Annotated in this window: 12 protein-coding genes; 8 read left to right on the forward strand and 4 right to left on the reverse strand. The window is 47.5% G+C overall.

Annotation, left to right across the window (positions count from 1 at the left end; all coding sequences use genetic code 11):
- Positions 1–43: 43 nt before the first annotated feature.
- Entirely contained in the window at positions 44–703 is a 660-nt protein-coding gene (ung, locus tag B4F99_RS03430; protein WP_197026245.1) for a uracil-DNA glycosylase, read from the forward strand.
- A 49-nt stretch (positions 704–752) separates the two neighbouring features.
- On the opposite strand, the gene B4F99_RS03435 is transcribed toward ung, so the two are convergent.
- Positions 753–1,583 carry a Cof-type HAD-IIB family hydrolase gene (locus B4F99_RS03435; protein ID WP_290755363.1) on the reverse strand — a complete coding sequence of 277 codons (831 nt, stop codon included), beginning with the start codon at positions 1,581–1,583 and terminating at the stop codon, positions 753–755.
- 178 nt (positions 1,584–1,761) lie between these two features.
- Here B4F99_RS03435 and B4F99_RS03440 point away from each other — a divergent pair, with 178 nt between their 5' ends.
- From B4F99_RS03440 to B4F99_RS03465, 6 genes are all read left to right on the forward strand, one after another.
- Positions 1,762–2,967 (forward strand): hypothetical protein, encoded by a 1,206-nt coding sequence (locus tag B4F99_RS03440; protein WP_251138014.1) that lies wholly within the window; start codon positions 1,762–1,764, stop codon positions 2,965–2,967.
- Between the two features lie 20 nt (positions 2,968–2,987).
- Positions 2,988–3,680, forward strand: coding sequence for a response regulator transcription factor (locus tag B4F99_RS03445; RefSeq protein WP_035412051.1), 693 nt, complete (start codon positions 2,988–2,990; stop codon positions 3,678–3,680).
- Positions 3,677–5,062, forward strand: a complete 1,386-nt coding sequence (locus tag B4F99_RS03450) for a sensor histidine kinase (protein WP_290755366.1) — start codon at positions 3,677–3,679, stop codon at positions 5,060–5,062. The genes B4F99_RS03445 and B4F99_RS03450 overlap by 4 nt, the downstream gene beginning before the upstream one ends.
- Before the next feature lie 93 nt (positions 5,063–5,155).
- Positions 5,156–5,533 carry a DUF1499 domain-containing protein gene (locus B4F99_RS03455; protein WP_056064860.1) on the forward strand — a complete coding sequence of 126 codons (378 nt, stop codon included), beginning with the start codon at positions 5,156–5,158 and terminating at the stop codon, positions 5,531–5,533.
- Positions 5,530–6,957: a dihydrolipoyl dehydrogenase family protein gene (locus B4F99_RS03460; RefSeq protein WP_035412058.1), complete on the forward strand. Its 1,428-nt coding sequence runs from the start codon at positions 5,530–5,532 to the stop codon at positions 6,955–6,957. Before B4F99_RS03455 ends, B4F99_RS03460 begins: the two co-directional genes overlap by 4 nt.
- A 3-nt stretch (positions 6,958–6,960) precedes the next feature.
- Positions 6,961–7,494 carry a DUF420 domain-containing protein gene (locus tag B4F99_RS03465; protein ID WP_056064864.1) on the forward strand — a complete coding sequence of 178 codons (534 nt, stop codon included), beginning with the start codon at positions 6,961–6,963 and terminating at the stop codon, positions 7,492–7,494.
- Positions 7,495–7,533: 39 nt separating this feature from the next.
- Here the strand turns inward: B4F99_RS03465 and B4F99_RS03470 are convergent, their stop codons facing one another.
- The 3 genes from B4F99_RS03470 to B4F99_RS03480 form a co-directional block, all read right to left on the reverse strand.
- The gene (locus B4F99_RS03470; RefSeq protein ID WP_035412064.1) at positions 7,534–8,307 is read right to left on the reverse strand and encodes a flagellar motor protein MotB; all 774 of its coding nucleotides are present in this window, start codon (positions 8,305–8,307) and stop codon (positions 7,534–7,536) included.
- On the reverse strand, positions 8,282–9,067 hold the full coding sequence (motA, locus tag B4F99_RS03475) for a flagellar motor stator protein MotA (RefSeq protein WP_035412066.1): 786 nt from the start codon (positions 9,065–9,067) through the stop codon (positions 8,282–8,284). Before motA ends, B4F99_RS03470 begins: the two co-directional genes overlap by 26 nt.
- A gap of 98 nt (positions 9,068–9,165) precedes the next feature.
- The gene (locus tag B4F99_RS03480; protein ID WP_214856674.1) at positions 9,166–9,405 is read right to left on the reverse strand and encodes a hypothetical protein; all 240 of its coding nucleotides are present in this window, start codon (positions 9,403–9,405) and stop codon (positions 9,166–9,168) included.
- 159 nt (positions 9,406–9,564) lie between these two features.
- Between B4F99_RS03480 and B4F99_RS03485 the strand changes: the two genes are divergently transcribed.
- A complete protein-coding gene (locus B4F99_RS03485; protein WP_290755368.1) occupies positions 9,565–10,956 on the forward strand; it encodes a TrkH family potassium uptake protein in 1,392 nt (463 codons plus the stop codon).
- Positions 10,957–10,963: the final 7 nt, after the last annotated feature.

A 10,963-nucleotide genomic window follows, 5' to 3' on the forward strand; every position in this document is an offset into this window, starting at 1 on the left:
ACGTACGAACAGCGACTTGAGACTGAAAAAGGAGCGGATCCACGTGCATCCATCTTGGCAAACGGTGTTAAAAGAAGAAAAGGAAAAACCTTATTTTCAGGAGCTGTGGGCTTTTTTGAAGGAAGCCTATCAAACGACGACCGTCTATCCTCCGAAAGAGCGGATCTTTCATGCGTTTGATGCGGTCGCACCGGAAGACGTCCGGTGCGTCATTTTAGGACAAGATCCCTACCATGGTCCACGACAAGCGAACGGACTCAGCTTTTCTGTCCATGACGGAGTTCCGATCCCGCCGTCCCTTCGAAACATGTATAAGGAACTCGTCGCGGATATCGGTTGTCCGGCTCCGACATCCGGAAATCTCGAAGCTTGGTCACGACAAGGTGTCTTTTTACTGAATACGTCGCTCACGGTTGAAGAAGGAAAAGCGGGATCGCATGCTAAAAAAGGCTGGGCATCATTCACGGATCGGGTCATTGAAGTCCTAGGAACACAGACACAACCGATCGTGTTCATCCTATGGGGAAATCACGCGAAGAGTAAAAAGGTGCTGATTGATACGAATCGTCATCTTGTTCTCGAAGCCGTTCATCCAAGTCCCTTATCAGCGAGCCGAGGATTTTTCGGTAGCAAACCTTATTCGCAAACGAATGCTTGGCTGAAAGAGCAGGGAAGAGAGCCAATTGACTGGTGTTTATCGTAAATCAAAAGCGTGTGTTCCGTTGAATGCGGAACACACGCTTTTGATTTACTCAGTGACTTGAGATAGTCGGTTCTTCATCCATCATGAACTTTTCGACGACGAGGGCGACACCATCTTCATCATTCGAAGCGGTCATATACTGGGCTTTTTCTTTAACGGTATCGGCTGCATTCGCCATCGCGACGCCAAGACCTGCCCATTCGATCATCGATAGATCGTTGTTGCCGTCTCCACAAGCAATGACTTCTTCCTGAGCGATACCAAGCTTCTCAGACAGTAAGGCAAGGCTTGTGCCTTTTGTGACACCGTCTTCCGTGAATTCAAGGAAAAATGGCTTTGAGCGAGCAACCGCGAGTTCCCCTGCAAGCTCTTGTTGAAGCGTCTGCTCGACCCGCGCGAGGTGTGTCTCTTCTGCCATCATTAAACACTTGACGACAGGTGTTTGAATCGCTGTTTTAAAATCAGCGACGGGAATGACGTCCATACCAGTCAATTGTCCTTCGAGTGTCGTATACTCGTTCGGTTGTTCTGTCAGAATCTCATGTCCGACATACGTGTGAATGTAGACATCCTCACGTTTACTTACATCATAAAGACGATGGACCGTCTCCGGAGAGAGGGTACTGAGGAAAAGTGATTCGTTCGTTTTGCAATCGATGATCGAAGCTCCGTTGAAGCTCAGGATGTAGCTTCCGTATCGTGCGAGTTCTAGTTCTTCTGCAAGATCAAGCATCGCATATGTCGGACGACCGCTTGCAAGAACGACTTTCTTCCCGCGACGTTGCGCAGCAAGTAAGGCTTCTTTCGTACGTGGTGAAATCGTATGATCACTTGTCAACAAGGTATCATCTAAATCGAGAACAATCATTTTGTACGTCATACATTCAAACCCCTTTCAATTATCTGTATATCGTAACAACATGTGTCCCATTCGACAATATACTCTCCATTGAGAGAGTATGATAAAGTGGAAACAGAGCCCGTACGGAAAGGATTCCAACTTTATGAAATATCTCTTCATGATCATATCAAGTCTATTATTAGCAGGATGCAGTACGATGTTTCCGCATCCCGCCTCTCTACTCGAACATCCGTCCCTTCCGGCATGGGAGCAGTCGTTGAAAGAGCGGATTGACCGCGATTTGCCGAAACAGGCAGAAATCGTGGCGCCACGAAATCAAGCAGTATCCCGTCTATACGAACTCGTTGATTTAGATCGAAACGGTAAGGATGAGGCGATCACCTTCTACCGTAGTGAGCAGGATGGACGTTTCACGATTCATCTTCTCGTTCATGAACGACAAGGTGAAAAATGGCGACTTGTGACACGGCAGACAGTTGCTGATGGGCGAGCCATCGATCGACTCGAAGTCGTATCTGACGCGCAACATAAACAAAACCATTTAGTCATCGGGATTACCAGTTATGGTGAAAACACGTTATATATCATTGAACAGCTGTTGTCGAAGCAACGAGATGTCACGAAGGTGGATCGGTATGACCGCCTGTCGGTGAATGATTTGAATCAAGATCGCGAGCGAGATATGGTGCTTCTACAAAAGGGAAGTCCATCTCGTTTGATCTATTATAAGGATATCTTGTCGGAAAAGCGTCAAGAGACGACGCTAGCGACAAAAGATGGCGATTTATTCGCAGAACATGATTTATTTGAAGTCGATACGATCAATGCTGCGCGCAATAAAGGCTTGATTGTCTCTTATACACGTGATGCTAAGATGCACATCGCATTATTCCGTTTAGCGAACGATACGTTGGAACAAGTGCGCTTCGGTCAAGTCGATGAGATCGTTGAACCAATGTATACGTTTCCGAAGGATGTCGATCAAGACGGAATCGTCGAGTTCGGTCATCAATATACGCCGGGCGGTAGTGAAGGGCGTGAAGGTGAGCCGAAACCACGTATTACCGCGTACTACACATGGAATGGATCGGACAATCCGCCATTTCTTGAGAGTGGATTCGAACTACGGGAAGAGCAGTACATTGATCAGGAATACAATTTCGTTATGCGTTTCCCGGCCAATTGGGCGACACGGGAAACGATCGAAAAACGTGAAAATCGCGTTCGTTTCATCAATCGGGATACGAAGCAGGTTGATTTTGAATTAGAGATCATTCCAAAGAATCAATACATTGCTAGTGACCAAAAACGAAAAATTAAAGAGGGCATCGACTATGTCTATGTGATCGATGCGACGAAGGATTATGAAATGTTCGTCAATCGTGTCACACTCGTGGAATAAAGAATCAGGGGGAGAAAAGAATGACCAAAATACTAGTAGCCGAGGATGAACACGCGATTCGCAGTTTCATCGTCATCAATTTGAAACGGGCAGGCTATGACGTCATTGAAGCAGAAAACGGAAAAGAGGCACTCGCGCAATTTGATCAACAAACCTTTGATATTCTGTTACTGGATATCATGATGCCGGAAGTCGATGGTTTCGCTGTCTGTGAACAGGCGCGGGCGAAGGATGAAGTGGTCGGGATCATCATGCTGACGGCACGGACGCGAGAAGAAGATAAAGTCATGGGACTAAGCGTAGGGGCGGATGACTACATCGCGAAGCCGTTCAGTCCAGCAGAATTACTCGCACGTATCCAGTCGCTCCTGCGACGGGTAGAGACATTACGCCGCAGAAAACAGCCGCGTGAACTTGTTTCTGGACCGTTCCGAATTGATTTAGGAGCGAAGCGTGTCCAAAAAGACGGCATTGACGTCGAAGTGACGCCGACTGAATATGATTTACTTTGTCATTTCATTAAAAATGAGGATCAAGTCATGTCGCGAGATGAACTACTCGATGCGGTATGGGGCGAGAACTATTTCGGCGATCGAAAGACAGTCGATGTCAACATTCGCCGTCTTCGTCAAAAAATCGAAGAAAATCCAGCGGAACCGAAGTTCATCGAGACACTGTGGGGACATGGATACAAGTGGCGTAACGAAGAATGAAGCGCCAGATATTGATTCGATTCATGACGATCATCACGGTGACGGTCCTACTTGTCATCGGGATTCTCTCATTCGTGACCTATAACTATTATTACGTGACGGCGACGGATGTCTTGAAACGTCATGCGAATGCGAGTGCGGTGTTGTTTGCAAATAGTGGTCTCGCTTATGATTACACGGATTCAGAAGCGACGATTCATGATGTACTCGATTCTTATGCCTATCCAGATGCAGAAATCGAAGTACTGGATGCGACAGGCATTCCACGCTATTCCTCGACCGGATTCATCTCGCAACGTAAATTGACGCGAGAGGCGGTCAATCAAGTAAGGGCGGGTCAGACGGTCACGAAACGATATGACGATGAGGCGACGGGTGAGCATTTGCTTGAAGTGACGGAACCTGTCGTATCGTTTGGTCAGACGACGGGAGCGCTCCGTTATACGACATCGCTTGAGCGAATCGACCGACGTGTGATCGAAATTTGTTTAGCGATCGTCCTCCTGGGTACAGTAATTTGGGGACTTGCCTTCATCTATTCCTCACGTCTGGTTTCGTCGATCGTTCGACCGATCCAAGAAGTCATCGGTGCGTCGGACCAAATCGCAAAACAACATTACGACGTCAAGGTGAACGAGGAGTATTCGTTCGAACTTGGAGAGCTAGCACGGACGATCAATTATATGGGGCAACAGATCAAACAACAGGAAACATTGAAAGATGAATTCATTTCGGGTATCTCCCATGAGTTACGGACACCGCTCACATCAATCAAAGGCTGGAGTGAGACGTTACTCGTCGAACAGGATCAGTTGCCGGAAGAGGCGTCGCTTGGGATGGGCATCATCCATTCAGAGACGGAGCGTTTGATTTCGCTCGTTGAACAGTTGCTCGATTTCTCAAAACTCGAGACGAGTCGCCTCGTTTTATACCGTCAGGAAGTCAACTTGACAGAAATCATCGAGACCGTCACAGCGCAACTTCGTCAAAAGCTGGAAGAGAAAAACGTTCAGATCGTACAAAAGTTACCGGCGCAAGTCGTCGGTCTATACGACGAAAACCGATTGAAACAAGTCTTCTTGAACCTGCTCGATAACGCGATCCGCTTTTCACCGATTGGCGGAGCGATTACGGTTCGCCTCGTTCGTTCCGAGCGTGTATTGTTCCTTTCCTTCAGTGACGAAGGACCTGGTATTCCGAAAGAGCACTTACGTCACGTCACAGAGAAGTTCTATCAAGTGCAAAAAGGGAAGGGTGGAACAGGACTCGGACTATCGATTTGCCGAGAACTCGTCGAAGCACATGAAGGCAAGCTATTCATCGACAATCAGCCGGAAGGCGGCGTCATCGCGACGATTCTGTTACCTGTCACGAAAGCGTAAACACTCAGACAGGCAGAGTGAAACAGAAACTGGTAAAGTAAAGTGGATTATAGTACGAAATGGATCAGATGATAGGAAACGGAGGAATCAGTCATGGCACTTGGTGTTTCAAATGGTACGCTTCAACCGCTCTCCGGAAAACCGAATGCGGTATCTACTCAAACCGATCTACAGGATATGAAAATGCGTCCGCTCCCGTTCAAAGGAACGCTTGCGGATTCGAAGTTCCACCTCTTACGGATTCTACAAAGCCTCGACCGAGTCAAAATCGTTAAGGAGGAAGGAACATACATCCATGCCATCTTCACGAGTAAAGTCTTTCGCTTCAAGGATGACGTCGAATTTTACTTCGATGAAGCCGCACAAGTGATTCATTTCCGTTCGGCATCACGTGTCGGATACTCTGACTGGGGCGTCAACCGTAAACGGATGGAAGACATCACACGTCGGTATGAGGAGGGTTTGCGATGAAGACCTATCAATTAGTTGTCATCGGTGGTGGTGCAGCCGGAATGACGATTGCTGCCGGTGCAGCAAGCCTTGGTGCACATGTTGCCCTGATTGAACGTCATGCACATCTAGGTGGAGATTGTCTCCATTATGGTTGTGTTCCTTCAAAGGCTTTGATTGAAGCCGCACACGACGTGCACGTCATGAAGCGGACGGCTGAAAAATACAACGTGACGCTGAACGGAGACGCGGTCTATTCTAAAACGAAAGCAAGCGTTGATCGTGCGCGTAACATCATTCAATCCCATGATGGAACGAAACGATTTGAAGATCTTGGTGTCGATGTCTATATCGGAGAAGCGACATTCCTTAGTGCACATGAAGTCGAAGTAGCGGGACAGCTTGTCGTTGGTGAAAAGTTTGCGATCTCAACAGGATCCCAACCGATCATTCCACCGATTGATGGGCTAGATACGATCGATTATTTAACGAACGAGACGATCTTTGAATTAACAGAGCGTCCTGAGCGGCTGCTCGTTATTGGTGGTGGGGCGATCGGTCTTGAGCTGTCGCAAGCTTACGCGCACCTCGGAACGGAAGTCACAGTTATCGAGGGCATGAAGACGCTGCTCGGAAAAGAAGATCGTGATATGGTCGAAGTCATTCAACGTCAGCTCGAGCAAGAATTGACGTTGCATCTCGATACGAAGGTCACGCATGTCCGCAAGTCAGCTGGAGGCATCGAAGTGACGGTCGAAGCAAATGGGGAATCACGTGTCATCGAAACGGATGCCGTTCTTGTCGCGGTCGGTCGTAAGCCACGCATCGAGGCGTTACGTCTTGATCGGGCTGGTGTTCATGTCGAAAAAGGATTCGTTCAAGTCGACGGTTCGCTCCGGACAAGTCAGCGGCATATCTTTGCCGTCGGAGATACGATTGATTCCTTACCGTTTACGCACGTCGCAGGACTAGAAGGAAAAACCGTCGTCACAAATGCTTTGTTCGGTTTACGGACGAAACCTGATTATCGAGCGGTCCCGTGGGTAACATTCACAACGCCTGAATTGTTCCATCTCGGTTTGACAGAAGAAGAAGCACGTAAGAAACACGGTGACATCAAAGTCTACCAGACGGGTCTCGATGAAGTGGATCGTTTCGTCATCAATGGTCAGACGGAAGGGCGCGTCAAGCTCATCGCCGATAAACGCGGGAAACTGATCGGGGCACATGCGATCGGAGAACAAGCCGGCGAGTGGATGCAAGAAGTCGTCTATGCAATGGCACGTAAAGATAAGGTCGGTCAACTGTCACGTGTCGTGCATCCGTATCCGATTCGTGGTGCTGCCGTTCAGCGTGCTGCTGATGTCTACTGGCGTGAGCGTTTATTCGCTGGTCCGATCCCAAAATGGTTGAAACGTTATTTCGACTGGAAACAAGGAGAATGATTCATGCAACAACCTGCTACTAAACGGAATTTTGTCCCACTCGTCATTCTGTTGACTCTTGTCATCAACCTACTCGTGGCTCTCTTATTTTTTGCGCCACCTGTACAAGTCGACTCAGGATTCGATTGGACGTTACTTCCTTTTTTGAACGCCATCTTTAATAGTTTTACCTTCATGCTGTTGCTCGGGGCATGGATTTCGATTCGTCGCGGTAACCGTGTGAATCATCGCCGCTTCATTGGTGGTGCGATGACGACGACAACGCTATTCTTGATTTCATACGTCACGTACCATGCAGTCAGTGAATCGACGAAGTTCGGTGGAGAAGGATTTGTTCGTCCGATCTATTTCTTCATCTTGATTACGCACATCATTCTAGCTGCAGTCATCGTCCCGCTCGTCTTGATGTCACTCGCGCATGCTGTGAATCAAAATTTCGAGAAGCATAAAAAATGGACACGCTTTACGATGCCGCTTTGGTTATACGTCAGCTTCACTGGCGTCATCGTCTATATCATGATTCGTCCGTATTATTGAAAAGATCCTTCGTGGTAACCAACCACGAAGGATCTTTTTTTACGTGCCGGACTTAACTTTCGTTTCGTCGAGTACGTTTGCTTTTAAGTCGATCAATGGTCGAATCAATACCTCGACACGTCGATTCTGACTACGACCGGCTTCTGTTTGATTGGACGCAATCGGTTGGAACTCTCCGTAACCGCTGACAGTAAACCGTTTTGGTTCGAGCTTTGGATTGCGTTGTAAGGCACGCATGAAACTGATCGCCCGGTCTGCACTGAGTTCCCAGTTTGATGGATACTGTGCCGTATTGATTGGGATATTATCCGTATGACCGGAGACTTGAATCTGACGTTGTCCTGCCTTGACGAGTAGTGCACTCATGCCTTCTGCGATTTGAAGCGAGCGTCCTCTTACTTCTGCTTGAGCTGGCGAGAAGAGGGCTCGGTCACGAATCGTGAAGACAAGTCCTTCATTTGTAATTTCCACCTTGATGTCTTTTTCGAGCTGTTCATTTTTGATATATTTGTTTGCTTCGTCTTTAATCTTCTCGAGTTCTGCGATTTCATAGCTTTGTGCCTTCGTTCGCGCGTCGAGTTTTTTCGAATCCTCTTCTTCTTGAGTGGAGAGCGAGCTGTTCGTAATCATCCCTGAACCACCATTGAAGACGGAGCTAAACGACTGGGACATCGCTTTTAGCTTGACGGCATCGACATTACTCGAAGCAAAAAGAACGATGAAGAGTGCTAGAAGTAAGGTCAATAAGTCGGCGTAGGGAATCAACCAGCCTTCGGAGATATGTTCGTCATGCGGCTTCTTTTTCCGCTTCATAGTTCGCACGCTCCTTCGGTGTCAGGTACACGAGTAGCTTATCTTCTAAGTTTTTTGGTGATTCACCGTTTTGGATCGACAGAATGCCTTCGATCATCATCTCGTACAGTTGAATCTCGCTCGCTGATTTTTGCTTCAGTTTCGTTGCGAACGGGAACCAAAGGACATACCCGGTGAAAATCCCGAACAGCGTCGCGATGAAGGCACCTGAGATCGCATGACCTAATTTTTCAATATCCGACAGATCGGATAAAGCGGCAACAAGACCGACGACGGCACCGAGAACCCCAAGGGTCGGAGCGTAAGTTCCAGCTTGCGTGAAGATGTTTGCATTGGCATGATGCCGTTCCGTCATGTTTTCGAGGTCGCGCGTCATGACGTCCTCGACATATTCAGATGGCTGCCCATCGATGACCATCATGACACCACGCTTCATGAACGCATTGTCGACTTCTTCTAAAGCTGCTTCTAATGACAGCAGTCCTTCTTTCCGTGCTTGCGTCGAAAGTGTCAGAAACTGTCCGAGTAAGACTTGTTTCGTCATTAATTTTTGTTCGAAAAAGATGACTTTAAACAGTGCCGGTAGTACCTTTAGGCGTTCCTTCGGGAAGGAAATCATGATGGCAGCGGCTGTCCCGACGAAGATGATGACGAGGGCTGCAGGGTTAAGTAGGGCGACTGGAGGCGCACCTTTTAAGATCATTCCTCCGATCAATGTGATAAGACCTAGTATGATCCCGATTATCGACACGATATCCATGATTGATGTGTGCCACCTTTCTGTATGTAATGCGTATAAGAACGAAAAATAAAAGAGCAGAAGACACTTCTTCTGCTCGGAAATCCAAAAACCGAGAATCAAGCGCCGTTTTCATCGATTAGCATTTGAATGCTTTCGTTTCGTTCGTCACGCTCTATATCGGTCAGTACGTCGTATTTTTTTAACACTTGATACAATTCATTTAGAATCGGTTGCTCCAAATGTAGTGACAAGAGTTCCTCAAATTGATAATACAATTGCGCAGGCATCCATTGTGATTGCCGTTCCAGCCTTCGCCAGACATCCTCAATCGAATGATCAGCCATCTTAGGGTCCACTGTTTCCCTCAACCTCCTTTAATGATTACACGTCCACTTTTATCTAGTTTACCAAAAAAATAAGAAAACGTTTAGTCGATTGCATATTTCGATAGAACTTCTTAATTCGAGGGAGTATGATAAAGACAATTCTGTCTGAAAAAATCTAGGGGGAGTAAGATGTTCTCGCATAAAAGACGTTCACCACTGGCACGTTTTGGTCGTGTGGGTGAATTGATGTACCATCAGTTGTTCGATAAACCGGCACGCTTCATCGCGACGGGTTTCACATTGACGATTTTGCTAGGTGGTTTTTTGTTGTGGTTGCCTATTTCGCAACAGGAGGGGCAAGATATCTCCTTCATCGATTGTTTGTTCGTCGCGACTTCTGCCGGAACCGTTACCGGTCTCTCGACGATTAATATCGCGGAAGCCTTTAATCTGTTCGGGCAACTTATCATGATGCTCTTGATTCAGGTAGGAGGGCTCGGCTTCATGACGATTGCGCTCGTCTTACTGAGCGTGACAGGGCGAAAGATCGGAATTCGTCAGCGCATCATCATCCAAGAGATGTTCAACCTCGATAGCCCAGGGGGAACGATTCGTCTTGTTCGAAATATCATCGTCACGACAGTCCTTGTCGAAATCGTTGGTATGTTCTTGATTGCGCTCGATTTGTTCATTCAATACAAATATAGCTTTGGGAAAGCACTTTACTACGGTTTGTTCCACGCCGTATCTGCCTTTAACAATGCAGGATTCGCACTTTGGGGCGATAACTTGATTGGTTTCCAACAAGATACGACGTTCATCCTGACGATCGCGGCGCTCTTGATGATTGGTGGATTAGGCTTTACGGTCATTGCTGACATCGCGGGAAAACGAAGCTTCAAAAAAATCTCTCTGCACTCGAAATTGATGGTGCTGTCGTTATTCGTCATCAATGGACTGGGTGTCTTAGCGATGATGCTCTATGAATGGGTGTCTCACTTAGGTTCATTACGCGACGAGTCGTTCTTTCATGCACTTCATATCGTATTCTTCCAAGTCGTCACGACACGGACGGCTGGTTTCCAGACAATCGACTTAACGACGATGGTGCCGCTCTCGATCGGCTTGATGATGGTCTTGATGTACATCGGAGCAGGTTCCGCGTCGACAGGCTCCGGGATCAAGGTCACGACGGCGGCAGTTATCTTAAAGAATGTTTGGACGTATCTACGCGGACAGCGTGAGACCGTGCTGATGCGACGGACGGTGCAAGCACAGGCAATCCAAAAAGCGTACGCGATTGCTGTCTTCAGTTTACTGTTCATTGCTTTAATTACGACGTTCCTGGCGTTGACTCAGCCGAACCTCTCGTTCATCGGTCTATTCTTTGAGACCGTCTCCGCATTCGGGACGGTCGGTCTATCATTGAATGTGACACCAGAGTTAAACAGCTTTGGGAAGTTTTTGATCATGTTCATGATGTTACTCGGACGTGTCGGCTCCTTAACGATTCTGTTCACGTTCGCGACGCAACGAGATCGAACGATTCGTTATCCAAAAGAGAATATGTTGATCGGGTAACCGATGA

It is taken from the genome of Exiguobacterium sp. UBA3491 (assembly GCF_002377745.1).
Classification (GTDB): Bacteria; Bacillota; Bacilli; order Exiguobacteriales; family Exiguobacteriaceae; genus Exiguobacterium_A.